Raw genomic sequence first — 25,490 nt, forward strand, 5'->3', positions numbered from 1 at the left:
GGTAATGACTCCAACTTATTGATAGTGTTTTATGTTCAGATAATGCCCGATGACTTTGTCATGCAGCTCCACCGATTTTGAGAACGACAGCGACTTCCGTCCCAGCCGTGCCAGGTGCTGCCTCAGATTCAGGTTATGCCGCTCAATTCGCTGCGTATATCGCTTGCTGATTACGTGCAGCTTTCCCTTCAGGCGGGATTCATACAGCGGCCAGCCATCCGTCATCCATATCACCACGTCAAAGGGTGACAGCAGGCTCATAAGACGCCCCAGCGTCGCCATAGTGCGTTCACCGAATACGTGCGCAACAACCGTCTTCCGGAGCCTGTCATACGCGTAAAACAGCCAGCGCTGGCGCGATTTAGCCCCGACATAGCCCCACTGTTCGTCCATTTCCGCGCAGACGATGACGTCACTGCCCGGCTGTATGCGCGAGGTTACCGACTGCGGCCTGAGTTTTTTAAGTGACGTAAAATCGTGTTGAGGCCAACGCCCATAATGCGGGCGGTTGCCCGGCATCCAACACCATTCATGGCCATATCAATGATTTTCTGGTGCGTACCGGGTTGAGAAGCGGTGTAAGTGAACTGCAGTTGCCATGTTTTACGGCAGTGAGAGCAGAGATAGCGCTGATGTCCGGCAGTGCTTTTGCCGTTACGCACCACCCCGTCAGTAGCTGAACAGGAGGGACAGCTGATAGAAACAGAAGCCACTGGAGCACCTCAAAAACACCATCATACACTAAATCAGTAAGTTGGCAGCATCACCGGCACTGCACATGCGGTAGATATGATCGACCCGCGTTCCGTCCCTCATAGCGACTACGAGATCTCTAACGGTTCTGACGGTAAGTTGTACTGCAAGAACTGTGGAGGTCAACACGGCTGGAATATCATGAAAGGCTTCGAACCGCTCGATGATGTAACCTCCAAAATTGTCGGAGCTGGCTGGAATACAGCAATTTACTGGGAGTCCATGGGGGCCAGTTGCTACTACGGTAGCTGGATTGCCATTAACCTCAAAAGTGGTGACAGCAAAGCGATCGGCCCTGATATAGAAACTAACCCAGAGATTTGCCAGTCAGAACCTGATGAAGTTGATTATGAAATTACTAAAGATGGCTGGACGATGACAGTGGCCGGTAAAACTTATAAAGGCAAATCATAACCGTTCAGAAATAGTTATTATTTCCCCGCATCATCAATACATACACCTCTTCTGACGCCCTGCTCATCCGAGCAGGGCGTTTTCGTTTATGTCATCCATAAAGGTAAACCCCATGAAATTAGCCAGCCGTTTTGGTCGCGTTAATCTGATCCGCCGCGACCGCCCCTTAACTCATGACGAACTGATGCAACATACCCCCAGCGTGTTCGGTGAAGAGAAGCATGCTTCCCGCAGTGAACGATATGCCTATATCCCCACCATCACACTGCTGGAGAGCCTCCAGCGGGAAGGCTTCCAGCCGTTCTTTGCCTGCCAGACACGCGTCCGCGACCAGAGCCGCCGGGAGCACACGAAACATATGTTGCGCCTGCGCCGTGCCGGGCAAATCATTGGCCAGCAGGTCCCGGAAATTATTCTGCTCAACTCGCATGATGGCTCTAGCAGCTAATCTCGATGCATATCCCGGAAAGCATAGCGGTCAATCGTAAAGGTCTTGTGGACATAGATGTGGTGGTCGGCACTCAAATCCAGCATGAAAGAAATAGGGTTGTGGTTATGCCTGCGGGGAACTATGAATCATAAGCAGCCTTTGACACTGGTTAATTATAATAACTGTGTTGATGGCTGAATCTCTTTAGGTCAGGAGGACTAATTTCACTGAGGTAACAAACATAAGAAAATGCACGATTGCATGAATGATAAAGCTCTTCGGCAGATTTCATTGCTTCTTATCATGTAGGAGAAACTGAATATCTTCCTCAACTCCATTGTAATGATGCAGAACTGGGATATAAACCATCGATATTTTTTCATTAATGAATGAATCACACTTTTTGTAAAAAGTGATTTCAATCACAAAAAATGAAATTTGGTCTATAAACCCTAAGATTTCTACATTTCTGTTTGCTCTTTCTTTTAAAGCTCGTATGTTTTCGCCATTCATTTTTTCATTGGCACAAAAAACCATAAAATCAAGCAAAACAATAAAAAAAACCAAATAATTAAATTATTCTGGAACTATTATCTAAGCTTCTGTTTTGTTTGTCTTCTGTTTAGATGTACGTATACCAGGTATACAAAAATATTTCAATTATGTTTCAGCTAATCATGTAAGTGATCGTTTTTATAGATATAATCATCAAATAAATACTAATTATGAGGATTATTCCTATTTGTCGATCAATATCATCGATCTTATCGATCTATTATTTTTGATTTAACCAAGCTGAGAATATTCTTATAAATCCTTTCGAACAGATATCAGGTAAGAAATTTGTTTTCCGGTATTTCTGTGCCGTTAACTCTTGGTGCCGTCTCAGAAAAAACATGCTTAGGCTAATATTTCCAGCCTCTACTATTACCTGTCTGTGTAGTGAATTTTCATTCTCTGAAAGGATATTTTTATGCGTACTAAATCAATATTAGCTATTGCTCTGGCCGCGGCCGGTATGATGTATGGAGCTTCTGTATTTGCCGCCGGTACAACGCCCACGGCAGGCCCGTTTGGCTCTGGTAAAATTACCTTCACCGGCACTATCACCAACTCACCCTGTGATGTCGCGCCGGGTGACGATGCGATTACTGTTCCGTTTGGACAGATTTCTTATCGCAAACTGAATGCCGCCGACGCAACTACAGACTCGAAACCGTTCACCATTCATCTGCAGAACTGCGCTTTCGATCCGAATGACACCACGATAGCCGGCTCTGCAGGGAAGATGTCTAAAGTGACAGTCTCTTTCAGTGGCACAGCTGATACCGAAAACAAGGCTTACATCAGTACCGGCAGCGCCCAGCATGTTGGGGTTCAGCTACTGAAGAGTGACAACACCACACCTATCACACCTAACACCACGATGGCGGATGGTGATGCCCAGCAACTGCAGGCCGGCAATAATGAGCTCAAATTCTTTGCCCGCCTGATTGCACTGACTGCTACCACTACACCCGGTGATGTCGACGCCTCCGTCACCTACACCCTGAAATACCTGTGATTTTACGCTGTAAATAATACCAGGGAGAAGCCGTCCATGGAGGGTACGGACGGCTTTTATATCTGACCACGCCTGCGGACGGTCTGTAACACGGACGACAACAAAAAGCGACTTGCCATGAAAATTACCCGGCTTGCCATTCTTGTCACACTGACATTTTCCGTCCTGAAGACCCAGGCCACGGAGTTCAATGCCAGCCTGCTGGACAGCGGGAACCTGTCCAACGTGGACCTCACGGCTTTCAGCCGCGAGGGGTATGTGGCGCCCGGTAACTATATTCTCGATATCTGGCTCAATGACCAGCCGGTACGGGAACAGTATCCGGTCCGGGTTGTACCGGCTGAAGGACGTGACGCGGCTGTCATATGTGTGACAACAGATATGGTGGTCATGCTGGGCCTTAAGGATAAGATTATTCAGAGCCTGACATCCGTTACTGGTATCCCGGACGGGCAGTGCCTCGAGCTGCGCTCTGCCGACAGTCAGGTGCATTACAGCGCTGAAAAGCAACGCCTTACCTTTATTATACCCCAGGCATGGATGCGCTATCAGGACCCGGACTGGGCCCCCCCTTCACGCTGGAGCGACGGCGTCACCGCCGGCCTGCTCGATTACAGCCTGATGGCCAACCGTTACATGCCGCAGCAGGGGGAGACCTCTGACAGCTACAGCCTCTACGGCACTGCCGGGTTTAATCTCGGCCCCTGGCGACTGCGCAGCGATTACCAGTACAGCCACTATGACAGCGGAAACGGGAGCGTGCAGTCTGATTTTTATCTGCCGCAGACGTATCTGTTCCGTGCCCTGCCAGCACTGCGTTCAAAACTGACGATAGGACAGACATACCTCAGCTCTGCCATTTTTGACTCTTTCCGCTTTGCCGGACTCACCCTGGCCAGCGACGAGCGGATGTTACCGCCCTCCCTGCAAGGGTATGCCCCGAAAATCAGCGGTATTGCTAACAGCAATGCACAGGTCACCGTCAGCCAGAATGGTCGTATTCTGTACCAGACCCGGGTGTCGCCCGGGCCTTTTGAACTTCCCGACCTGAGCCAGAATATCAGCGGCAACCTGGATGTCAGCGTCCGGGAAAGCGACGGCAGCGTCCGGACCTGGCAGGTCAACACGGCCAGCGTCCCCTTTATGGCCCGCCAGGGGCAGGTTCGCTATAAGGTAGCTGGCGGACGTCCGTTGTACGGCGGAACGCATAACAACAGTACGGTCAGCCCTGATTTCCTGCTCGGAGAGGCCACCTGGGGAGCCTTTAATAACACATCTCTTTACGGCGGCCTCATTGCCTCCACTGGCGATTATAAGTCCGCCGCGCTCGGGATTGGCCAGAACATGGGGGCGCTTGGTGCCCTGTCTGCGGACGTCACCCGCTCAGACGCGCATCTGCCGCACGGTCAGAAGCAGTCCGGGTACAGCTACCGCATCAACTATGCCAAAACGTTCGATAAAACCGGCAGCACCCTGGCGTTCGTCGGATACCGCTTCTCGGACCGCCATTTTCTTTCCATGCCGGAATACCTGCAGCGCAGGGCCACCGACGGCGGCGATGCTTGGCATGAAAAACAGAGTTACACCGTGACTTACAGCCAGTCTGTTCCGGTACTCAATATGAGCGCGGCCCTCTCGGTTAGCCGGCTCAATTACTGGAATGCACAGTCCAACAATAACTACATGCTCAGCCTCAACAAAGTGTTCAGTCTCGGCGACCTTCAGGGGCTTTCGGCCTCGGTGTCATTTGCCCGTAACCAGTACACCGGCGGGGGCAGCCAAAACCAGGTCTACGCCACCATCAGTATCCCGTGGGGCGACAGCCGCCAGGTGAGCTACAGCGTACAGAAGGATAACCGGGGCGGCCTGCAGCAGAACGTGAATTACAGCGATTTCCATAACCCGGACACGACATGGAACATCAGCGCCGGCCATAACCGTTATGACACCGGCAGCAACAGTAGCTTCAGCGGCAGCGTTCAGAGCCGTCTGCCGTGGGGCCAGGCGGCAGCGGATGCCACCCTGCAGCCCGGACAGTACCGCAGCCTGGGCCTGAGCTGGTACGGCTCGGTGACTGCCACCGCCCACGGCGCCGCTTTCAGCCAGTCGATGGCCGGGAATGAGCCCCGCATGATGATAGATACCGGAGACGTAGCCGGTGTGCCGGTGAACGGCAACAGCGGGGTGACTAACCGTTTCGGGGTTGTCGTGGTGAGCGCCGGCAGCAGCTACCGCCGCGGCGATATTTTGGTTGATGTGGCCGCCCTGCCGGAGGACGTGGACGTCAGCAGCTCCGTCATCAGCCAGGTGCTGACGGAAGGCGCGGTGGGCTACCGGAAGATTGACGCCAGCCAGGGGGAACAGGTGCTCGGTCATATCCGGCTGGCTGACGGCGCCAGTCCGCCGTTTGGCTCCCTGGTGGTGTCCGGGAAAACCGGCAGAACCGCAGGGATGGTCGGGGATGACGGTCTGGCTTACCTGACCGGACTCAGAGGGGAAGACCGCCGGACCCTGAACGTTTCCTGGGATGGCCGGGTGCAATGCAGGCTGACGCTGCCGGAGAACACAGACCTCAGCCGGGGACCGCTGTTACTGCCCTGCAGATAAAAATACCCCTGTCACAGAGCAGGACTAACGGAGAAAACACGTGAAAAACAGCAGAATAAGCGGTGTGATTGTGTTCGCACTGGCGACAGCATGGAGCCAGTGCAGCCCGGCGGCAGTCAATGTTGACCGGACCCGCATCATAATGAACGCCACAGATAAAACTGTGGCCATCACGCTGAATAATGATGACAAAACCACGCCGTTCCTGGCGCAGTCCTGGGTGACTGATGCTGACGGGGTGAGAACGGATGCGCTGGTGGCGTTGCCACCACTGCAGCGTATTGACGCCGGGCAGAAGTCCCAGGTCCGTATCACCAGTGTCCGCGGGCTGACAGATAAACTCCCCCTGGACAGGGAAACGCTGTTCTGGTTTAACGTGCGGGGTGTTCCCCCGAAGTCAGAAGACAACAATGCCCTGCAGCTGGCCATGCAGAGCCAGTTGAAACTGCTTTACCGGCCAAAGGCCATTATCAGAAGCAGCAGTGACCAGCCGGAAAGAAAGCTGACTGCTGAGCGGAATGCGGGACACCTGCCCCTCAGAAACCCGACGCCGTACTACATCACTGTGGCGTGGCTGGGAGCAGACCGCAGCCACCGGCTCAGCGGCTTCAGTGAAGGTGTCATGGTGCCGCCCCTGGGGAGCCTGCCTTTAAAGGCCGATCTGTCGGCAGAAACCCGGACGCTGTGGGTGGGGTATATAGATGATTACGGTGGACTGCAGATGAACCGTTACTCCTGCGATACCCTTAACTGCGTGCTTAAGGACGGGGAAGTTGCGTCATGATAAAACGGCTATTAAATATAAAAATGCTGATTCTGTCAGGGATATTTATATTCCTCTCTGCCAGCGGTTCTGCTTGGGCAGCCCTCGACTGGTCATACTGTGACGCCAGCGGTAATGTTGCTATTCAGAATATTAACATCCAGGGAGGGGCTTTTAATGCTGGAGATGAACTACAGCGCATTACCGTACCAGTCAGTTATACCTGTCATACTTCATATAAATCCTATGGACCTGAATATCGTGCAACGCTTAATCTGTACAGCCTTGGAAACCTGGTAAATACGTTTAAAAATAATGGGCTGGGCATGGATATCATTGCTCAGGAAGGGAGTCTGGCACCAGTCACATTTACATGGAAGGATATTCAGGCAGGCTTTTCTGGCTGGTCCAGTTCAAAGGTGTTTGGACAATGGATGGATATGAATAAAACATATAATCTGAGCGGAACGCTTACGTTTCGTATTTTTGTGTATCAGGCGTTTAAGTGGAATTTCATAAACATTAACATCCCGGTCAATACGTTCAATATTTTGCCATATAACCCCTCTGGTTTTGGTCCACCAAGTGTGCCATTCAAGCCCCTGACCATGAATGCCTTTAATCTCCGGTTTATTCCTGACAACTCAGGCAAAGTGATTGCCTCGCCGTCTGTGCTCAGAATGGGGCGTTTTTACACGGAATATAAAGAAACCATGGTAGTACGGGAAATGCCATTTACCGTTACAGCACAACAGAATATCGGAACGAACACCCCATTTATCGCACCACTGGCTATAGAATTTCAGACTAACGGTCTGACGCTTGCCGACAATGACAGTTCCGTGACACTTAAAAATGCAAAAGGAGAGGCTAACGGTTTCAGGCTGTCGGTTGTGGATGAATCAGGAGTTTCTGTTAAATTCAATATGAAAGCAGATATGGGAAGGATTAATTTGGATAACGCTTCCGGCGGGAAAATTATAAAAAAGTACAAAGCAAAAATTGAACCTATACCGGGATCTGAAATTAAAACCGGGAGTTTCTCGGCAGCAATGACCATTGTGGTTACCTATATTTAAAAGTTGACGTCACAGGTTGCTGTCAGTAACGAGTTGTGTCTTATAAAATACAAATATTCATTCCTCTGGTATTCCTTTTACACAATAAATGGAGAGGTATTTATGTGTCCTGACAATACACACGCAAAGAAGCAACATATCTTCCCGGTTGATGATATTCATTACCCCAGCCAGACAAACCATGAGATCTGTTTTATTCCAGAATGTGTCCGTCAATACCGCGGGGAACCCCTGTATATTCTGGTGGCGCACTGGTGCCGGCTTCAGAAAGACTGGGTTCAGCGTAACCAGATAGCAGAGGCCTTTCATATCACTGCGAGACGAGCCAGTTATCTAATTTCTTATTTGCGTAACAAAGCAGGCCGGATTGACTGCGAATACCGGAAGTCAGTGCTTGTCAATAAAGTCTCGCATTATGAAATCCGTATTTCAACCATCAGGGAATACCCGTTGAAGGAGAAAAAGCGCCGTGCCCGGGGTCCCACCATAACCCGCATGAAGGTGGGCAATAGTGACATCATTCAGGCTGGTGAACTGTGGAACCTGCTTTGCAAGCAGCGAAGGGTGAGACATCTGCTTAACAGGAAGAAGGATGTCGAAGGTGAATAAGGCTGATATAAGGGAAGCAAGACATGGCCGGACGGTCATCGTCCATGGTGACTGCTGGCCGGAGATGATCGCGGTACAACATGTGGTAAAGGCGATTCATCCGGAGTATTCGTGTGAGTTGGCAGGCTCCCATACGGACCTGCTTCAGTTCCTGATACAGACACCGGGCGCTTTGTTGATTCTTTGTCTGCGTCCAAGGGAGCATATTTACCTCTTTTATGCCCTGAAGCAGGCACTGCTGAACCATCCGGCACTGGTTATCAGTGATGAATTTTTTTTCAGTGACAGACTGGTTTTGCAGAGCTGGGGAGGGCTTTCGTTCACGTCACACAGTAATATTACTCCCCTCGTAACAGCCATTCAGAAAGACGGCCAGCCTCCACATCCTCAGGAAGGAGAACTGTCACGTTTTTTGTCGGTCCCCACTGTAGCCACCGGTTTTTTTGCTGTTCCGGTGATATTTAATAACCCTGAACGACTTATGAACTACATGTCACTGCTGTTACACAGAGCAATAACATATTGCGGCATAACCCCGGCGCAACAAAAACTGCTTAATGAAATATACAAAGGGAAATCCTCACTGTCTGGTATGGCGGGAGTAATGAATATGAACGGGAAGAAAATTTCTCAGGAAAAGGAGCGTATATTAGCAAAACTGGGCATGAATAATCGGATGTATGCGTTGCTCCACGGCACGCGTTTTTGTCCGGAAATACAACGTACAGAATTTATCGCGGCAGATAAAATACAACTGCCACCTTGATACCGCATCGCGTTCGCTAACATCCAGTTCTCTGAGCTTTGATTATAATGCAAACCTTGCTCACATCCAGCGGCTGTATATTTCCACTGGAGTCGAGCACGGGTTTGCCGGAGGCCAGGATGATATTCTGTGTGTTGGAAAGCCACAACCATTACAGTTAATGCCTCTGGGGTTGACCAGAGCAAGATTTTTCATCAGGTACTTAGGTGTTACTGCCACAATTACCGCGGTACTCAGACAGTCTGAGAATGAAGATGAAAAAGATGTTCTGGGATGGGTTTTGTCGCAAAGTTGATGATGTTGGTAATATGCTTCATGTAATCAGGATTCAAAGCGCCTAATTTTCGTAGCTCATAAACTCTGGTCCTGTTGGTTTGTTTCAGGCGAACAAAGTCCTGCAAGAATTAATGACTGTGATGATGCTTTTACTGGCAGACATTCATGTGGTGCTGAATGATCATTATTTTTAACTTTTGTCAGGTATCGCGATTAAACAATCATCCTTGGTGAGAGAGCGGGATATACAGGCGCAACGCGGATCGTTTTGCGCGCACAAACTTTCTTCTGAGATTCCTATTAACAAACATACTCAGTTACCCCGAGATTCCGCAATGCGTTGCTGCAACCAGGCTTCAACTTCACTCTTCAGCCAGCGGGAACTGCGGCCAAGCTTGATGGCCTCGGGAACATACCCTCGCTGATGAGTTTGTAGAACCATTTATCCGTCATTTCGGTACCCGCTATCAGGTCTCAGCAGGCTCGAATGATGCCGGAGAACCATTCGTTTACCTTTATGTATATAAGGGCACCCTGGAGACCGGCAAGCTCCTTGCAGAGATAAGACTTGACCCGGATACAGTAGTCAACAATATCAGTCATTCGCTGGCTGAAGAGGGGGTTATACAGGCAGACAGCCTCTGACAGCAGTATTGACGTTAACGGATAACAGCTGTATTGCAGCCGGAATTCAACAGTCCCAACATGTTCACTGGCGAATACGCCGTCATTTATCTATCACCGCACTGACAGGGCTGTTCCTCCTTCGGGAGGAACAGCCCTTTTCTGTTTCTGCCATTTAAGGAGTCACACATGCGCTTAGCCAGTCGCTTCGGACGAATTAACCAGATACGCCGAGACCGTCCTTTAACCCGTGAAGAGCTGATGCAGGTCGTTCCCAGTGTTTTCGGGGAAGACAAGCATGCATCACGCTCTGACCGTTACAGCTATATCCCCACCATCACCCTGCTGGAAAACCTGCAACGCGAAGGCTTTCAGCCGTTCTTTGCCTGCCAGACACGCGTCCGCGACCAGAGCCGCCGGGAGCACACCAAGCATATGTTGAGACTGCGCCGTGCCGGACAGATTACCGGCAAGCAGGTGCCAGAAATCATCCTGCTTAACAGCCATGACGGTTCAAGCTCATACCAGATGTTGCCGGGGCTATTCAGATCGGTTTGCCAGAATGGGCTGATTTGCGGTGAGTTTTTCGGAGAGGTGCGCGTGCCGCATAAAGGCAATGTGGTGGAGAAAGTCATAGAAGGGGCTTACGAAGTGTTGGGGATATTTGACAGGGTGGAAGAGAAACGCGACGCCATGCAGTCGCTGGTGTTACCTCCACCAGCGCAGCAGGCACTGGCAAAAGCAGCGCTGATGTACCGTTTTGGAGAAGAGCATCAACCCGTCACGGAAACGCAAATTCTGGCACCACGCCGCTGGCAGGATGAGCAGAACGACCTGTGGACGGTCTTCAACCGGCTTCAGGAAAACCTGAGTAAAGGTGGTCTGTCCGGCCGTTCAGTGCAGGGGAAACGCAGTCGGACGAGAGCCGTCAATGGTATCGACGGCGACATTAAGCTGAATCGCGCGTTATGGGTTATGGCTGAAGAACTGCAGCAGGCGCTGAGCTGAAGTAGATGTCATCTGGTCTACTGCCTGGATGACCTAATAAGCCAATACCCCATCTTTCTGTCCCCCCGGAATCTATCTCTCAACCGTAAGGTCCCGTTCAGCGGGACCTCAATGATTATCTTTCATAAGGAACATCCCATGAGTAACACCACCGGTCTGCACACGCTTGTCGATACTGACAACCCGGCTCTTATCACCGCCACTTCGCTGCCCGATGCACAGCGGCTTCATTTCTGGCCGCAGCACTTTGCCGGTATCCCGCAGTGGATACTGCTGGAGCCCCGCATCTTCGCAGGGATGGACCGGCTTTGTGAGGATTACCACGGCGGCCTCTGGAATTTTTACACACTCAGCAACGGCGGCGTGTTTATGGCACCGGAGCCGGATGGAGACACTGATGATGAATGGACACTATTCAATGCCATGAATGGCAACAGTGCTGAAATGAGCGCTGAGGCGGCGGGTATCGCGGCCTGTCTGCTGGAATACAGCCACCATGCCTGCCGCACGGAGTGTGATGCCATGACATCGCACTTTTATCGGCTGAGGGACTTCGCCCTGAATCATTCCGATTGCAACGCCATTATGCACATTATCGACTGAGGTAATCGCCATGAAACAACAGCTATCTTTATTTGCCCCGGCGCTGTCGGTATCTGCGCAGCATACCATCCGGGAAGCTCTGACCCTGCTGGAGGGACAACTGCGTGAACCCGGTGAGTCATTTACCTCCAGTCATGCCCTTCGCAATTGGCTGAGGCTACAGCTGTCATCGGAACAGCGGGAAGTCTTTACCGCCCTGTTTCTGGATAACCAGAACCGCCTCATTGCTCATGAAGTACTCTTCCGGGGCACCATCAACAGCACACAGGTTCATCCCCGGGAAATTGTGAAAGCTGCCCTGCAGCATAATGCGGCTGCGGTGGTGGTAGCGCATAACCATCCCTCGGGGTATGCAGAACCCAGTCAGGACGACCGGAACATCACCGGACGTATTCATGAAGCCCTGGCGCTGGTTGATATCCGTCTGCTGGACCACATGGTTATCGGCGGGATGGATATCGTGTCCTTTGCCGAACGTGGCTGGCTGTAGGGAGAGAGATATGAAGATTATCAGCAAACGTCAGGCGATGACGCTATACCGTCAGTATCCTCAGTCACGGTTATTTCGCTTCTGTACCGGCAAATATAAGTGGTCCGGCAGTATCTGCCACTATGCTGGCAAGGATGTACAGGATATCAACGGTGTGCTGGCCGTCTTCGCTGAACGCCGTCAGGACCGTAACGGCCCTTATGTCGTATTACGCAGCGTTACCCTGAATTAACGCACAGTTAAGGATTACTTAAATGCAGAACACAACACCTGTAGCAAACCATGATATTGCCAAACCCTGGTGGGGACTTAAACTCGCTGTTACGCCGAGCTTTGGCGCAAGGCTGGTACAGGAAGGGAACCAACTGCTTTACCTGGCTGACCGCGCCAGTATCGCGGGGACATTCAGCGATGCGGATTTACGTCACCTTGACCAGGCGTTTCCGGTACTGCTCAAACAGCTGGAACTAATGCTGGTTTCTGGTGAACTCAATCCTCGCCAACAGCGCGGCGTTACGTTATATGCAAAAGGACTAACCTGCGATGCCGATACACTGGGTAGTTGTGGTTACCTCTATATCACGATTTATCCGACATCAGGCAACAGAATCCCCCACTAACTCCACTTTCTAATCCATTCCTTTTTCAACCCAACTTTATTCAGGAGCATTTCATTATGCAAACCTTATCCGCCATTCCGGTGCGGAAGGCACCGCCACGCCCGACGCCCGTTGAAACCTGGCAACAGTTACTCGCGTACCTGCTGGAACAGCATTATGGTCTTTCACTTAACGACACACCATTTTCCGATGAACAAACTATTAAACAAGATATTGAAGCTGGCATATCTTTGGCTGATGGCGTTAATTTTCTGGTGGAACAATATGAATTGGTTCGTACTGATCATAAGGGGATAAGCTGGCAGGCACAGTCGCCATTTATCACCGCTACAGATATCCTAATAGCCAAGCGAGCTTTGGTGGAAATGAGTACCTAAGCAGTATCGTCCATCTTACCGGCCCCACCTCTTTTCTGAGTAAAAAGCATTAAAATTATTTTTAGGCACCACAATAGGCACTTACGAAAAGTTGAACCAGAAGTTATATAAATAAATTCAGATAGTTACACAACCAATTCAGACTCCGCCAGCCCACCAAAATTCTCCATCGGTGATTACCAGAGTCATCCGTTGAAGTCCTAAGAGCCCGTACGGCGCAAGCCCTGCGGGCTTTTTTGTGTCTGTCGTTGTCCCAAGATATCCGGCTAAATCCGGTGATTATTGGTATGCGCTTTTAGGTATACGGAAGGATGTATACCTAAAAGCGCATACCAATTCCTGGAGCAGCGGCCACAATGGCATGGACAATGTGCCCCCTGACCAACACCGAAGTTCTACAAGCTAAAGCGGGCAAGAGAGCTTACTCTTCATAACAGCGAGGGTTTATTCCTCATCGTAAGACGACAGGAAAAATGCTCTGGCGCTTTCATTATCAACGACCGACCGCCAAAAAAGAACGATAGTAGGGGATACAAACTAATCTGCCGCTGAAAGAGGAAAGCTACGTCGACTGGCTACCGAATTGCAACGAATCCGCAGCAACATAACCAACCTCGACCGGCAACAGCCGGCCTTTTCCTTTCTGACCATTGCCACAAGGTGAACAGTTAGATTAAAAAAATATTTACGCATCTTATGGCGATAGGTAATACTATCTTCATAAGAAAAGTCACATTATATGAAGAAGGAAGAAGGAAGACATATAAATGGATAAAACTGATTACATCCTGCGTTCACTTACGAAAACCTCAAAAAAACGATGGGAACATTATGCAGTAACTCGCATTTATCATCTTTTAAATGATCCCGATATTGAATTTATCTGCCAGCAATGTATCAGAAAAGAAAATGGAAAAATCTATTTGGCAGATTTATTTTTCCCACAACTGGAACTTTATCTAGAAATTGATGAAGGGCATCACAACAGTGAGCAATCACAAATAGATGATGCAAAACGTCGTATGGATATTACTGAAGCCACAGGATTTTTAGAGAAAAGAATTCCCGCAAGCAAAATAAGCCTTGAAATTTTCGATCGTTACATCAATGAATTTATTGAATTGATACGCAATCGTAAAAATAGAATGATTAAAGATAAAAAATTCAAAGAATGGGATTTTGATAATAAATATACAGCTCGTCCTCATCTTAAGGCAGGAAGGATATCTGTAGGTCCGGATGCCGTCTTCAGATACCACCGGGATGCTTTGAACTGTTTCGGTTACAACAAAGGGCATCATCAGTCTGGCGGTTGGAGCATTCCTTCTCACATAAGTGAAGCAATGGGTCTATCAGGAAAGTGCATGGTTTGGTTTCCAAAACTATATGGAAATTCAGATTGGGGAAATGAATTGACTGACGATGGTAACAAAATCATAGAGCGGAATATAAAAGATGATGAGGGATACACAGAACGTTGGGATAAACGAATTGTTATGGCACATTCTCGTGATGAGTTGAACAGGACACTGTACCGGTTTCTTGGGGTGTTTGAAGCTATCCCTGGTCACCATACTGGCAATATACTAGAGTTTCATCGTGTAAGTACATCGGTCAATGTATATCCTCCTAATGATGCTGCCCCATGATTAACCGCATATTTAGTTCCCTGTTTATACGAGATACAACGCAGCCACAGTGAGGAAATTGGTACACATTTAGGTACTCGACTGAAAGTTGAATACGAAAAAAAATCCTTAAAATTTAAAATATTGTGTACTTTACTCAGACTCCGCCAGCCACCAAACACCGGAGAAAAGCCCTCAGCGCAAGTTGAGGGCTTTTTGGTCTCTGTATTACCTGTAGTACCGGTCAAACACTAAGAAATGGGTACACGTATAGTTTCACACGTAAAACGTGATTAAAATTCAACCTCATTTCTAATAAAAAAAACATCCCCAAATAAATATCAGGCAGCATTATGATGTCGCTCCCATGCTGAATAATGATTATTACTCTTTATTTAACCCAGCATTAAATGTGGGTTCCCCCAACAAAAAAACCGTATTAATTACTCGCAATTGCACAAAATAGATAAATACCGTTATCAGCATTTACAGTTTTTTCCTAAAGCCAGCGCTTCGTTTGTATGCCATGCTTAACCACGCTAATAACTTATAACGCTAAGCGAGGATATTATGAAAAAGACAATTATCGCATTATCTGCAATTCTGCTGGCTTCTCCGGTTATTGCCGCAACAACACACGCAACCGATAATGATGTAGCCGCCGCACACGAAAACGCCAATACTGCAAAAGAAAAACTGCATCAGGCGCAGAATCAGGGCGAAGAGCAAAAATTAAAAGCCAAACATGCTGCTGAAGGTAAACAAGATGACCTGAGCAGCAAGGTGAGTGAAGGTTCACAAAAAGCCTGGAATACAACCAAAGAAGGTACTGAAAAAGGTTGGAATGCAACAAAAGAAGGTACCGAGAAAGGCTGGAATAAGACTAAAGAAGGTGCTGCCTCCGTTGAGAAAAAAGTCAGCGAATAATCTTCCAAACATTGAATAATAAAAAACCGCGAAAGCGGTTTTTTATTATTAGGAATAAGCCGCAATCAAGCATCGGGCCTCATCGCAATCTGTTTCTAAAGTTAAACCAGATCAGGGCCATTGTAACGCACTGCCCCTAACTCCACGTGTGGCGACAGCAAATCCTGTTTCACTCTCGCCAAACGCTTTCATCCTTACTTATCAACCGGATATTCCCTGTTAATCCACGCATGTTCATCTTCCCAGGTAAACATCCATTTGCGAACCGGGCCGGCCATCACGTTAAGGTAGTAACTGTCATATCCCGCCAGGGTTGCCACCGGGTGATACCCTTTCGGCACCATCACCACGTCGCGGTTATAGACTGCCATACACTCGTCAAGCGACCGATCGTCGGTGTAGACCCGTTGCATACAGAATCCCTGCGGCGGGTTGAGGCGATGGTAGTAAGTCTCCTCCAGATAGGTTTCCTGCGGGGGATTATCGGTGTCATGTTTATGGCTTGGGTAAGAACTGGTACAACCTTCGTTGGTCCACACCTCCACCACCAGCAGGCTATCTGCGGGTTTATCTTCCGGTAAGATGTTATGCACATAACGCTGGTTGTGACCTTTGCCACGCGCTTCCCCGTCGATATCCTTAGGTGCGATCAGCCGCGTTGGGTGCGTGCCTTTCCCCGGCGCAGCGCAGACTGCCAGCTCCAGTCTGGTCACCGCCTGAACCTGTATGGTTTCACCAGCAGTGACATAAACCGCCCACGGTTTGATCCGTTCGAACGGGCTCATCCGCTCACCGATATCCGTAAAAGTTGCGCCCGGCGTGGTGACGGTCGCGCGTCCGGCAACCAATACCAGACAACGTTCTTCGCTGACGGCGGGCAGCGTAAGCTGCTGCCCTTCCTGCAGTTCATACGCTCTAAAGCCAACATATCCCCAACCGGCGCTTTCCGGCGTCACTGACTGCGTACACCCTTGCGCGTCCGGCTGCTGCCAGCGTGATAATAAACGTGACATATCACCTCCTCAGATAAACCCGGCATCCCGCGCCAGACGGCTAAGGTTGTTATAGCCCAGACGCGCATACGTCAGCGGATGCGCGATGGCTGGATCCTGCTCCGCCTCCACCACCAGCCACCCCTGATACTGGTTCGCCTTCAGCAATGCCATGATTGGCGGATAATCAACGCAGCCATCTCCCGGCACGGTAAAGACGCCGCTCAGCACCGCATCGAGGAAGCTGGTTTTGCGGTTTTTGACATCCGCCAGCACGTCGGCACGCACGTCTTTGCAGTGAACATGGTTGATACGTGATGCCCAGCGCTGCGCCACAGCCAACGGATCGGCACCCGCAAAGGTCAAATGCCCGGTATCGAGCAACAAGCCAACCTCATCACCGGTATACGTCATCAGATTATCCACATCTTCAGCAGATTCAATCACCGTTCCCATGTGGTGGTGATAGGCAATCTGTACCCCCTGCTGCTGGGTGTAACGCGCAAACTCGGTGAGCTTTTCACCGTACTCTTGCCAGCGCTCTTGCGGGAAGCGCGGACGCAGATGTACCGGCGTCTGCTGCTCGCCGTGAATGCAGCCACTGACTTCGGCAAAGACCAGCACCTTCGCTCCCAGTTCGCGCAGTAACGTCAGATGTGACTGCACGGCGGCAATCTCCTCCTCCACGCTGCGTTCCAGCAGACGTCCGGAGTACCAGCCGGAAACCAGTTGCAGGTCGTGGCGCTGCAAAATGGGGCCGAGCAGTCGCGCCTCGCGCGGGAATTTATTACCCAGTTCGAAACCAGCAAATCCAGCCTCTTTGCCCTCGCTCAGACACGTATCAAGCGACGTCTCAGCGCCCAGTGAAGGAAGATCGTCATTCGTCCATGTCAGTGGATTAATACCTAATTGTACAGTCATCATCTTCTCCTGAATTATGCTTGTCCGCGCTCGCGCCACCAGGCGATAAGCTGCAGGTAGTTATCTTTAATGCGCGCCACCAGTTGCGTATCGTCAATATCGTGTTTCAACCACGCGCGGGAAGCGTCGCCGAACAGCGTGCGTCCCACGGCAAATCCTTTCACCACCCCATGACCCGCAGCCGCTTTAAAATCAGCACGCAGTTGCTCTGCCGGTGCGTCCAGGCCCAGGATCACCACGCCACGGCAGTGCGGATCGCGCCGTTCGATAATGTCACTCAACGCCGTCCAGCCAGCAGATGTCAGCGGTGGGAGTTTCCACCAGTCGGGGTAGATCCCTAAGTTGTAGAAACGGGAAATGGCGCGCAAATACAGTTCATCACTGCGCGGCATACTGGCCGGTAAAATCACCTCCAGCAGCAGCTCATGACCGGACTGGCAACAGGCGCGGTACACCTCAGCGATTTTCTGTTCTTGTTCCAGGCGCAACGCGTGGGCATCTTCCGGATGGAAAAAGACCAGACACTTCACCACATGTTCCTGCGGCCAACTAATGAGCTGCGAGCCTATATTGCCGTGTTCCATCTCCAGCGGGCGCGACCCCGGCAGTTCGATAGGGCGACCAATCCACCAGCCCTCTCCGGTTATCGCATTCAGCGCATCCTGACCAAACGTGCCATCGCACAGCAGTCCGGCTTTACCTTCCAGCCCGGCGCTGTTCGCCGCTTCACGGCTGGCCTGCAAAATAAGCTGTTTCAAAGCCGGAATACGCTTCAAAGACGCGCCGCACTGCAACGCCATATCTTCCAGTTGGCTACGGTGATCGAAGGCCATCACGCACAGTTCCGGCCATGTGCGGCGGCGAGTCGTCACGCGATGCAAATGGTTGAGATGCGGATCGAGATCCGGACGTGGAACCTCTGCGGCGCGAGAAAGATAATCATCAAGCTCCACTTTGCTCGGCATCGCCGGCGCACAGCCGTGACGCGACACCACCAGCGCACCGCAGGCGTTGGCGTAGCGGCACGCCTGCTCCCATCCCTCATCGTTGAGGTAGCCGCGCAGCAGACCGGACATAAACGCATCCCCCGCCCCCAGCACGTTCAGCACCTCTACGCGTACGCCGGTGACTGTCAGGCCATCGTCCAGCCGGGCCGGGATGGCGTCGGTATACACCGAGCAGCCGAGCGCACCACGCTTGCAAACCAGCGTCGCGTGACTCACGCTGCGAACCTGCGCCAACGCCTGCAGCGTATCGGTACTGCCGCCCGCGATATGAAATTCCTCCTCGGTGCCGACAATTACATCAAAAAGATGCAGCACCTCCTGCAACTGGCGGGTGACCTGATCGGCGGCGATAAAGCGTGTTTCGCCGTCGCCTAAGGAAGTAAGTCCCCACAGCACCGGGCGATAGTCGATATCCAGCGCCGTACGCACGCCGTGACGCCGGGCGTAAGCGAGCGCCGTCAACACCGCCTCGCGGGTTTGCGGATGAGAAAGGTGCGTCCCGGTGATGGCAAGACAACGAGCAGAAGCGATGTACTGTTCATCAACATCGCTGGCGGTAATCGCCATATCCGCGCAGTTATCACGGTAAAAAATCAGTGGGAAGGTGTCCCGGTCTTTAATGCCGAGTAGCACCAGCGCTGTCAGGCGGTCTTTATCAGTGATCAGATGGCTGGTATCGCAGCCTACCTGGTTTAATTCTTCACGCAGGAAACGCCCCATATGTTCGTCGCCAACCCGCGCCAGCATTGAAGAACGCAGTCCCTGGCGTGCCGTGCCGTAAGCCACGTTGCCGGACGAACCACCAAGGTATTTGGCAAAGCTCGACACATCTTCCAGGCGCGCGCCAATTTGCTGACTGTAGAGGTCAACCGCCACGCGGCCCATGCATATCACATCAAACTGCTTTTCCACGTTGATACCTCTTCAGACAATGTCGTTCACGTTCAGCCAGCGGCCTTCCTGGTGCGAGAGTGCGATAGCGTCAAGCACGCGCGACACCTTCCAGCCCTCTTCAAAGTCCGGCCACATCGGTGCATCGGCGGCAATGCCGTCCACCAGGTCACGTACTTCTACTGTTTTCTGGTCGTTAAAGCCGATACCATGCCCGGCTCCCATGCAAAACGCGCCGTAGTCCGGGTGCGCCGGGCCAACCAGTAAAGTGCGAAACCCCTGGCGGTTGACCGGATCGTCATGCAGATAGAGCTTCAGCTCAGCCATACGCTCCTGAGTAAAACTGATGGTTCCTTTGGTCCCGGTAATCACATACGACAACCCCATCTTGCGGCCACAGGCAACGCGCGAGGTTTCAATCACCCCTTGCGCACCGCCTGCAAAGCGCACCATCGCGTGGGCCTGATCTTCGTTCTCTACCGTCACCATTTGCGAGGAACCGACTTTCGCCGGACGCTGTGGCACCACGATCTTCAGGTCGCCGCAGACCTGCTGAATATCCCCAACCAGGTACTGCGCCATATTGACGATATGCGCCGCCAGATCGCCAAGCGCTCCCAAACCTGCCGTTTCTTTAAAACAGTGCCAGTGGATCGGCGCAAGCGGATCGGCCATGTAGTCTTCGTTGTGGGTGCCGTAGAAATGGATCACCTCACCAATTTCTCCGCACGCAATGACCTCTTTCGCCAGCTGCGCCGTTGGGTTCTTCATATAGTTGAACCCCACCAGCGTTTTCACTCCTGCCCGCTGTGCTGCTTCAACCATTTCACGCGCGTCGTGGGCGTTCAGCGCCAACGGCTTTTCTGAGTACACATGCTTGCCATGGCGAATCGCTTCCAGCGCCATCTCTTTGTGCAGATGATTAGGAGAACAGATATCCACGACATCAATGGCCGGGTCAGCCACCAGCGCACGCCAGTCTCCGGTTGAGCGGTTGAAGCCAAACGCCTGCGCCCGCTCGGCGGCCAGCTCTGGAGAGACTTCCGCCACCATTTCGCGCACCAGCTTGCCGCGCAGGTTAAACACCGTCGGGGCCTGGGCATAGGCGATGGCATGCGCCTTGCCGATATACCCGGTGCCAATCAATCCAATACGAACTTCTTTCATCATGATCCTCACAATGCGCCGCGACGGCTCTTGGCGTAGGTATCGAACGCCACCGCCAGAACGATAATTAAGCCGGTAATAATTTGTTGGTAGTAAGCCGAGACGTTCATCAGCACCAGACCGTTAATCAGGATGCCCATGATGATCGAGCCGATAATGGTGCCGCCAATACGCCCGTAGCCGCCCATCAGTGAGGTACCGCCAATGACCACCGAAGCGATGACGCGCAGCTCAAACGAGATCCCGGCGACCGCTTCTGCGCTTCCCAGACGTGCACTGAGGATGAAGCCCGCCAGCCCCGCCAGACAGCCAATCAGTACGTAGACGCTCACCAGCACGCGCTTCACGTTGACCCCTGCCAGACGCGCCGCCTCCGGGTTGCCGCCGATGGCGTACACAAAGCGCCCCCAGCGGGTTTTATGCAGCGCCAGATAACCGCCTACCGCCACCAGCGCGAATATCCAGATTGGAATGGAGATACCGAGCAGTTCACCGCGTCCCCACCAGCGGTATCCCGCGTCGAAACCGGCAATCGGTGCACCGTCGTTAATCACCAGCGTCAGGCCCCGCCAGATGGTCATCCCGCCGAGGGTGACAATAAACGGCGGCAGACGCAGGCGGGTCACACCGAGGCCATGCAGGAAACCAATCGCGGTCCCCATCGCCATACAGATCCCAAGGCCAATCAGCCAGCTCATGCCGCCCCAGGCGTTCGGGTCGACGGTGGTGAAGTTGTCGCCCTTAATCACATACGCAGCGGTCATGGCGCAGACCGCCAGGATGGACCCCACCGACAGATCGATCCCGGCAGTCAGAATGACAAACGTCATCCCCACCGCCATGATCCCGTAGATGGAGACTTCGGTCAGGATGTTGAAAATATTGCGTTCAGAAAGAAAATTGCTGTTCTGCAACTGAAAGAAAATCAGCAGCAGGATCATGAAAATCAGTACCCCAAAGCGCTCAAAAAAGGCAATGGGATCAAGACGTCCGCCGCGTTTGGCAGGAACCTGCGTTTTAGAAATAATCTGCGTCATGAATCACTCCGTTATGCCGCATTCAGGGCGTTGTGGTTGATGGCCATCATCGTCATTAGCCGCTCTTCGTTGGCGTCATCGCCGTGGATCTCGCCAGTCACCCGGCCTTCACTCAACGTGATGATCCGATCGGAAACCGCCATAACTTCCGGTAGATCGGAGGAGATCACGATCACCGCCACGCCCTTTTTCGCCATATCAAACAGCACCTGATGGACTTCTGATTTGGTGCCAACATCGATGCCGCGCGTTGGTTCATCCACGATCAACACCCGAGGATTAAGCGCCATGCAGCGCGCGAGGATCACTTTTTGCTGGTTCCCGCCGGAGAGCTTGCGCACCTCCTGCGCGCTGTTGACCATTTTGATCTGCAGCGCCTGGCGGTATGACTCGATCAGGGCATCCTCTTTGCGGGTATTCACGAACCAGCGCCAGTGCAGCAGTGACGAGAGGCTGGAGAGCGACAGGTTGTCGCGGATCGACAGCCCAAGCACCGCGCCCTCTTTTTTACGATCTTCCGGTACCAGCGCCAGCCCCTGATCCAGCGCAAACAGCGGGTCGCGCGGCTGATATGGCACGCCATCAAGTTCAAAGTTGCCGGAAGTAAAACCGTCGGCGCCAAACAGGCAGCGGGCCACTTCGGTGCGCCCGGCCCCCACCAGTCCGGCAATGCCTAACACTTCGCCAGCATGCACGTGGAAGCTAATGTCGTGCAGCGCGATACCATGCGGATCCAGCGGCGGTTTTTCGCGACTAAGCCCCTTCACCGCCAGACGCACAGGTTTATCTTCATGGTGAGTTTCGCTGGCCGGACGGCGATTAAAGGCCACATCGCGCCCCACCATCAGGCGGATCAGCTGTTCTACGGTGGTCTGTGCAACCGCGCCATTCCCGGTGAATCGTCCATCCTGGAAAACGGTGAACTGGTCGCAGAGTTGAAAAACTTCATGCAGGCGATGGGTGACGTAGATAATGCTCACGCCACGCCCTTTAAGTTCCCGCACCACACGATGTAGGCTTTCTACTTCGCTGTCGCTCAGCGCGGCGGAAGGTTCATCCATAATGATCAGCTTTGCGTTCAGCGTCAGCGCCCGCGCAATTTCCACCATTTGCTGCTGCGCCACGCTCAGCCGGGCCACGGCCGTGGTTGGCGCAACGTTCAGTTGCAGGTAATCCAGAATCACCTGCGCTTCCTGATTTACCGCCTTTTCGTCAACAATCAGATTGCGTTTGCGCGGTTCACGACCGAGGAACATATTCTCGGCAACGGTCATATTGGGCAGCAGATTAAATTCCTGATAAATCGTGATAATGCCCTTGTTCTGCCGCTCAACCGGAGAGTCTTCTACCGGCAATGTTTCTCCGTTGAACCAAATATCCCCGCGTGTTTGCGGCTGTGCGCCCGCCAGCGCTTTCAGCAGGGTCGATTTTCCGGCACCGTTCTCACCTAACAGCGCATGAATTTCGCCTGCACCAACGGTCAGCTGTGCGCTGCTCAGCGCCCAAACGCCGGAAAAGCTTTTCGCCAGGTCGGTCACTTTCAGTAAGGGTTGCGACATCGGTCTGCTCCTCCTTTAGAGTGAGCCGCCGTAACGGCGGCTCCAGATATACACAAAATCATTCAAGTTGCATCAAGGCGGCAAGTCTGAGAATCCCCAGGAGCTTACTCAAGTAAGTGACTGGGGTGAGCAGATGCAGCCAACACAGAGGCAGCTTGAAGGATGACGTGTATAAATCAGTTACCGGCTTCGTTAATACGCTCGGCCTGCTGCAAATTCTCTTTGGTGATAAGCGTTGGCGGGTAGTCAGCCCCGGTGATCGCAGTCTTCTCACGGACGTTATTCACCAACTGGCTCATGGCCGTTTTCACCGCAAAGCCAGGACGCTGATCCGCCGTCACTGCCAGCCAGCCGTCGCGCACACGCGCCAGTGCTTCCGGCACAGCATCGAAGCCCGTGACCAGAACTTCACCGGGTTTCAGTCCTTGTCCCTGTAACGCTTCAATCGCGCCCAGCGCCATATCGTCGTTAGCGGAGAGGATCACCTGCGGACGCTTCGGCAACGAAGGCAGAACGCTTTCGACAATGCGCATCCCTTCAGAACGCATCCAGTTACCGGTCTGATCGGCAACGATCTTGTACTTTTCACCACCCGCCTTCAGGCTGTCGCGAATGCCTTTAGTACGTTCAATGTTGGAGGAGGAGCCTGGCTGGCCGGTCAGCAGAATAATGTCTGCCCCGTCAGGGAATTTGGTTTTGACAAAGTCGCCAATCGCCTGGCCGCCTTTGTAGTTGTTCGCGCCGAAGTGCGGCACTTTTTTCTGGCTGTCAACGGAGCGGTCAAGGGTAACAACGGGCAGTTTGGCATCCTGAATTTCATCTACCGCGCTGGACACCGCGTTGACATCGTTTGGTGAAACAATAAAGCCCTGTGCGCCACGAGTTATGGCATTTTCCAGGTCAGCGACCTGTTTTGGCGAGCTACCCTGCCCGTCCAGGACCTGTAAATTCACGCCCATTTCTTTTGCGGCTTTCACCGCCGTGCGCTGCATGTGAACTTCAAATGGCATCGCCAGGTTTGGCGTACTGAAAACAATTTGCTCATTTTCAGCAATGGCTGCCCCGGATGTCATGGCGATGAGGACAGCTAAGATCAGTTTTTTCATTATTATGTCTCTCTGTGTAGGGTAGGTTGTGGTGACAATCAGAGGAGAACTTCACGTTGGCTATGCAGTGACTCCAGCGCTTTATCCGCCAGATACAGCGCACGCTCGCCATCGTCCCCGCTGCAATCAGGGACCGCTTCGCCGCGCAGTACCGCAACAAAGTGTTCCCATTCCGCGGCATAGGCCGATTTATAACGCTGCAAGAAGAAATGTTCAGGTAACGCGCTGGTGCAGCCGGTCTTCGCGTAGTGCTGCACCTGATTTTCGAGAATGTTGCCCGCGCACAGCAATCCTTCAGAGCCGTGCAGCTCAAGGCGCTGATCGTATCCGTAAGAAGAACGGCGGCTGTTGACGATGGTCGCCATCGCGCCGGAGGCATATTTCAGTACGATGAACGCGGTATCGATATCGCCCGCTTCGCCAATCGCCGGATCCACCAGATTGCTGCCCTGGGCATACACCGAAACCGGCTCTTCGCCCATGATAAAGCGCGCCATATCAAAATCGTGGATAGTCATATCGCGGAACATACCGCCGGACACACGCACGTATTCCGCAGGCGGCGGCGACGGATCGCGGGAGATGATCAGCAGCGATTCCGGCTTTCCGATACGCCCGGCCAGTGCGTCAGTTTTCACACGGCGAAACTGTGGATCGAAGCGGCGGTTGAAACCGATAAACAACGGTACATCGTACTCTTTGACCACTTTCAGGCAGTCGCGTACACGGGCCAGATCCAGGTGGACCGGCTTTTCGCAGAAGATGGCTTTGCCGTGGCGTGCGGCCATTTCAATCAGATCCGCGTGGGTATCAGTCGCGGAGGCAATCAGCACGGCGTGAACGTTAGGGTCCGTCATCGCCTCATCCAGGCTTTGCAAACGAGCCTGGTACTGTGTGGCAAGACGGGTGGCAAATTCCTGATTCGGGTCGACGACGGACCAGAGGGTAGTAGCACTGTGACTGGCAATGTTAGCTGCATGTACCTGGCCAATTCGGCCAGCGCCCAGTAAAGCAATGTTAAACATAACGGCTCCCGGTGTTGGTGAATGCGATGAACTAACGACCCTTTAAATAAAACATTTATTTCATTTTTATAAATAGTGAAAATTATATTTTTGAGTGCAAGTTAACACTTTTGAGATGATCGAGATAAAATCTGTTATCAATATCACAACATAACAACAGGGAAGATGCAGGAATTGGCCCCCTTCCGTTCAGGAAGGAGGCGATGGATGAAGAAAAAGGAAAAATGAAATGAAAATTTCGTTGTCG

Annotated in this window: 24 protein-coding genes and 3 pseudogenes; 17 read left to right on the forward strand and 10 right to left on the reverse strand. The window is 52.0% G+C overall.

What is annotated here, in order from left to right:
- Positions 1–15 precede the first annotated feature (15 nt).
- Positions 16–713 (reverse strand): IS1-like element IS1A family transposase gene (locus OGY06_RS18265; protein ID WP_103215986.1). Its coding sequence is split into 2 segments (ribosomal slippage): positions 16–464 and positions 464–713, totalling 699 coding nucleotides; the frame shifts between segments, so codons are not numbered across the junction.
- 181 nt (positions 714–894) lie between these two features.
- On the opposite strand from OGY06_RS18265, the gene OGY06_RS18270 reads away from it, so the two are divergent.
- The 8 genes and pseudogenes from OGY06_RS18270 to OGY06_RS18305 all read left to right on the forward strand — a co-directional run bounded on the left by OGY06_RS18270 (position 895) and on the right by OGY06_RS18305 (position 8,985).
- Positions 895–1,167, forward strand: a complete 273-nt coding sequence (locus OGY06_RS18270) for a hypothetical protein (protein WP_286605832.1) — start codon at positions 895–897, stop codon at positions 1,165–1,167.
- 112 nt (positions 1,168–1,279) lie between these two features.
- A pseudogene (locus tag OGY06_RS18275) lies at positions 1,280–1,612 on the forward strand (DUF932 domain-containing protein); the annotation flags it as partial.
- A gap of 958 nt (positions 1,613–2,570) precedes the next feature.
- Positions 2,571–3,161 carry a fimbrial protein gene (locus OGY06_RS18280; RefSeq protein WP_286605834.1) on the forward strand — a complete coding sequence of 197 codons (591 nt, stop codon included), beginning with the start codon at positions 2,571–2,573 and terminating at the stop codon, positions 3,159–3,161.
- A 117-nt stretch (positions 3,162–3,278) separates the two neighbouring features.
- Complete coding sequence (stdB, locus tag OGY06_RS18285) at positions 3,279–5,768, forward strand: fimbrial outer membrane usher protein StdB (RefSeq protein WP_286605836.1); 2,490 nt, start codon at positions 3,279–3,281, stop codon at positions 5,766–5,768.
- Between the two features lie 40 nt (positions 5,769–5,808).
- Positions 5,809–6,552, forward strand: a complete 744-nt coding sequence (locus tag OGY06_RS18290) for a fimbria/pilus periplasmic chaperone (protein WP_286605838.1) — start codon at positions 5,809–5,811, stop codon at positions 6,550–6,552.
- Positions 6,549–7,610, forward strand: a complete 1,062-nt coding sequence (locus tag OGY06_RS18295; protein ID WP_286605839.1) for an adhesion protein — start codon at positions 6,549–6,551, stop codon at positions 7,608–7,610. Before OGY06_RS18290 ends, OGY06_RS18295 begins: the two co-directional genes overlap by 4 nt.
- A gap of 102 nt (positions 7,611–7,712) precedes the next feature.
- The gene (locus OGY06_RS18300; protein ID WP_286605841.1) at positions 7,713–8,219 is read left to right on the forward strand and encodes a CaiF/GrlA family transcriptional regulator; all 507 of its coding nucleotides are present in this window, start codon (positions 7,713–7,715) and stop codon (positions 8,217–8,219) included.
- Positions 8,203–8,985 carry a transcriptional regulator gene (locus tag OGY06_RS18305; protein WP_286605843.1) on the forward strand — a complete coding sequence of 261 codons (783 nt, stop codon included), beginning with the start codon at positions 8,203–8,205 and terminating at the stop codon, positions 8,983–8,985. Before OGY06_RS18300 ends, OGY06_RS18305 begins: the two co-directional genes overlap by 17 nt.
- A gap of 589 nt (positions 8,986–9,574) precedes the next feature.
- Here the strand turns inward: OGY06_RS18305 and OGY06_RS18310 are convergent.
- A pseudogene (locus OGY06_RS18310) lies at positions 9,575–9,714 on the reverse strand (helix-turn-helix transcriptional regulator).
- A 360-nt stretch (positions 9,715–10,074) separates the two neighbouring features.
- Between OGY06_RS18310 and OGY06_RS18315 the strand changes: the two are divergent.
- From OGY06_RS18315 to OGY06_RS18355, 9 genes and pseudogenes are all read left to right on the forward strand, one after another.
- Positions 10,075–10,893, forward strand: a complete 819-nt coding sequence (locus tag OGY06_RS18315) for a DUF932 domain-containing protein (RefSeq protein WP_286605845.1) — start codon at positions 10,075–10,077, stop codon at positions 10,891–10,893.
- 138 nt (positions 10,894–11,031) lie between these two features.
- Positions 11,032–11,496 (forward strand): antirestriction protein, encoded by a 465-nt coding sequence (locus tag OGY06_RS18320; RefSeq protein ID WP_286605847.1) that lies wholly within the window; start codon positions 11,032–11,034, stop codon positions 11,494–11,496.
- 10 nt (positions 11,497–11,506) lie between these two features.
- Positions 11,507–11,986: a RadC family protein gene (gene radC, locus OGY06_RS18325; protein ID WP_148361601.1), complete on the forward strand. Its 480-nt coding sequence runs from the start codon at positions 11,507–11,509 to the stop codon at positions 11,984–11,986.
- Positions 11,987–11,996: 10 nt separating this feature from the next.
- On the forward strand, positions 11,997–12,218 hold the full coding sequence (locus tag OGY06_RS18330) for a DUF987 domain-containing protein (RefSeq protein ID WP_286605849.1): 222 nt from the start codon (positions 11,997–11,999) through the stop codon (positions 12,216–12,218).
- A 22-nt stretch (positions 12,219–12,240) separates the two neighbouring features.
- A complete protein-coding gene (locus OGY06_RS18335) occupies positions 12,241–12,606 on the forward strand; it encodes a type IV toxin-antitoxin system YeeU family antitoxin (protein ID WP_286605851.1) in 366 nt (121 codons plus the stop codon).
- 56 nt (positions 12,607–12,662) lie between these two features.
- Entirely contained in the window at positions 12,663–12,983 is a 321-nt protein-coding gene (locus OGY06_RS18340) for a TA system toxin CbtA family protein (RefSeq protein ID WP_286605853.1), read from the forward strand.
- Positions 12,984–13,339: 356 nt separating this feature from the next.
- Positions 13,340–13,498: pseudogene (locus OGY06_RS18345) on the forward strand (integrase); the annotation flags it as partial.
- A gap of 252 nt (positions 13,499–13,750) precedes the next feature.
- Positions 13,751–14,632: an AbaSI family restriction endonuclease gene (locus OGY06_RS18350; protein ID WP_193134533.1), complete on the forward strand. Its 882-nt coding sequence runs from the start codon at positions 13,751–13,753 to the stop codon at positions 14,630–14,632.
- Positions 14,633–15,181: 549 nt separating this feature from the next.
- Positions 15,182–15,538: a KPN_00521 family repetitive protein gene (locus tag OGY06_RS18355; RefSeq protein WP_003826111.1), complete on the forward strand. Its 357-nt coding sequence runs from the start codon at positions 15,182–15,184 to the stop codon at positions 15,536–15,538.
- Between the two features lie 194 nt (positions 15,539–15,732).
- Here the strand turns inward: OGY06_RS18355 and iolB are convergent, their stop codons facing one another.
- The 8 genes from iolB to iolG form a co-directional block, all read right to left on the reverse strand.
- Positions 15,733–16,551 (reverse strand): 5-deoxy-glucuronate isomerase, encoded by an 819-nt coding sequence (iolB, locus tag OGY06_RS18360; protein WP_218667233.1) that lies wholly within the window; start codon positions 16,549–16,551, stop codon positions 15,733–15,735.
- Between the two features lie 9 nt (positions 16,552–16,560).
- Positions 16,561–17,451 carry a myo-inosose-2 dehydratase gene (iolE, locus tag OGY06_RS18365; RefSeq protein ID WP_275370111.1) on the reverse strand — a complete coding sequence of 297 codons (891 nt, stop codon included), beginning with the start codon at positions 17,449–17,451 and terminating at the stop codon, positions 16,561–16,563.
- 14 nt (positions 17,452–17,465) lie between these two features.
- On the reverse strand, positions 17,466–19,370 hold the full coding sequence (locus OGY06_RS18370) for a bifunctional 5-dehydro-2-deoxygluconokinase/5-dehydro-2-deoxyphosphogluconate aldolase (RefSeq protein ID WP_286605856.1): 1,905 nt from the start codon (positions 19,368–19,370) through the stop codon (positions 17,466–17,468).
- Between the two features lie 12 nt (positions 19,371–19,382).
- Positions 19,383–20,516, reverse strand: a complete 1,134-nt coding sequence (locus OGY06_RS18375) for a Gfo/Idh/MocA family protein (RefSeq protein ID WP_286605904.1) — start codon at positions 20,514–20,516, stop codon at positions 19,383–19,385.
- 8 nt (positions 20,517–20,524) lie between these two features.
- On the reverse strand, positions 20,525–21,553 hold the full coding sequence (locus OGY06_RS18380) for an ABC transporter permease (protein ID WP_003826102.1): 1,029 nt from the start codon (positions 21,551–21,553) through the stop codon (positions 20,525–20,527).
- An 11-nt stretch (positions 21,554–21,564) separates the two neighbouring features.
- Positions 21,565–23,112, reverse strand: coding sequence for a sugar ABC transporter ATP-binding protein (locus OGY06_RS18385; RefSeq protein ID WP_003826101.1), 1,548 nt, complete (start codon positions 23,110–23,112; stop codon positions 21,565–21,567).
- Between the two features lie 176 nt (positions 23,113–23,288).
- The gene (locus tag OGY06_RS18390; RefSeq protein WP_003826099.1) at positions 23,289–24,218 is read right to left on the reverse strand and encodes a sugar ABC transporter substrate-binding protein; all 930 of its coding nucleotides are present in this window, start codon (positions 24,216–24,218) and stop codon (positions 23,289–23,291) included.
- Between the two features lie 38 nt (positions 24,219–24,256).
- A complete protein-coding gene (gene iolG, locus OGY06_RS18395) occupies positions 24,257–25,243 on the reverse strand; it encodes an inositol 2-dehydrogenase (protein WP_003826096.1) in 987 nt (328 codons plus the stop codon).
- Positions 25,244–25,490 lie beyond the last annotated feature (247 nt).

Origin of the sequence: Citrobacter sp. Cpo147, assembly GCF_030332405.1 — a bacterium.
GTDB lineage: Bacteria > Pseudomonadota > Gammaproteobacteria > Enterobacterales > Enterobacteriaceae > Citrobacter > Citrobacter portucalensis.

Coding starts and splice junctions, on each gene's coding strand:
- OGY06_RS18270 (WP_286605832.1), top strand. CDS start 895: ATGAAAGGCTTCGAACCGCTCGATGATGTAACCTCCAAAATTGTCGGA.
- OGY06_RS18280 (WP_286605834.1), top strand. CDS start 2,571: ATGCGTACTAAATCAATATTAGCTATTGCTCTGGCCGCGGCCGGTATG.
- stdB (WP_286605836.1), top strand. CDS start 3,279: ATGAAAATTACCCGGCTTGCCATTCTTGTCACACTGACATTTTCCGTC.
- OGY06_RS18295 (WP_286605839.1), top strand. CDS start 6,549: ATGATAAAACGGCTATTAAATATAAAAATGCTGATTCTGTCAGGGATA.
- OGY06_RS18300 (WP_286605841.1), top strand. CDS start 7,713: ATGTGTCCTGACAATACACACGCAAAGAAGCAACATATCTTCCCGGTT.
- OGY06_RS18305 (WP_286605843.1), top strand. CDS start 8,203: ATGTCGAAGGTGAATAAGGCTGATATAAGGGAAGCAAGACATGGCCGG.
- OGY06_RS18315 (WP_286605845.1), top strand. CDS start 10,075: ATGCGCTTAGCCAGTCGCTTCGGACGAATTAACCAGATACGCCGAGAC.
- OGY06_RS18320 (WP_286605847.1), top strand. CDS start 11,032: ATGAGTAACACCACCGGTCTGCACACGCTTGTCGATACTGACAACCCG.
- radC (WP_148361601.1), top strand. CDS start 11,507: ATGAAACAACAGCTATCTTTATTTGCCCCGGCGCTGTCGGTATCTGCG.
- OGY06_RS18330 (WP_286605849.1), top strand. CDS start 11,997: ATGAAGATTATCAGCAAACGTCAGGCGATGACGCTATACCGTCAGTAT.
- OGY06_RS18335 (WP_286605851.1), top strand. CDS start 12,241: ATGCAGAACACAACACCTGTAGCAAACCATGATATTGCCAAACCCTGG.
- OGY06_RS18340 (WP_286605853.1), top strand. CDS start 12,663: ATGCAAACCTTATCCGCCATTCCGGTGCGGAAGGCACCGCCACGCCCG.
- OGY06_RS18350 (WP_193134533.1), top strand. CDS start 13,751: ATGGATAAAACTGATTACATCCTGCGTTCACTTACGAAAACCTCAAAA.
- OGY06_RS18355 (WP_003826111.1), top strand. CDS start 15,182: ATGAAAAAGACAATTATCGCATTATCTGCAATTCTGCTGGCTTCTCCG.
- iolB (WP_218667233.1), bottom strand. CDS start 16,551: ATGTCACGTTTATTATCACGCTGGCAGCAGCCGGACGCGCAAGGGTGT.
- iolE (WP_275370111.1), bottom strand. CDS start 17,451: ATGACTGTACAATTAGGTATTAATCCACTGACATGGACGAATGACGAT.
- OGY06_RS18375 (WP_286605904.1), bottom strand. CDS start 20,516: ATGAAAGAAGTTCGTATTGGATTGATTGGCACCGGGTATATCGGCAAG.
- OGY06_RS18380 (WP_003826102.1), bottom strand. CDS start 21,553: ATGACGCAGATTATTTCTAAAACGCAGGTTCCTGCCAAACGCGGCGGA.
- OGY06_RS18385 (WP_003826101.1), bottom strand. CDS start 23,112: ATGTCGCAACCCTTACTGAAAGTGACCGACCTGGCGAAAAGCTTTTCC.
- OGY06_RS18390 (WP_003826099.1), bottom strand. CDS start 24,218: ATGAAAAAACTGATCTTAGCTGTCCTCATCGCCATGACATCCGGGGCA.
- iolG (WP_003826096.1), bottom strand. CDS start 25,243: ATGTTTAACATTGCTTTACTGGGCGCTGGCCGAATTGGCCAGGTACAT.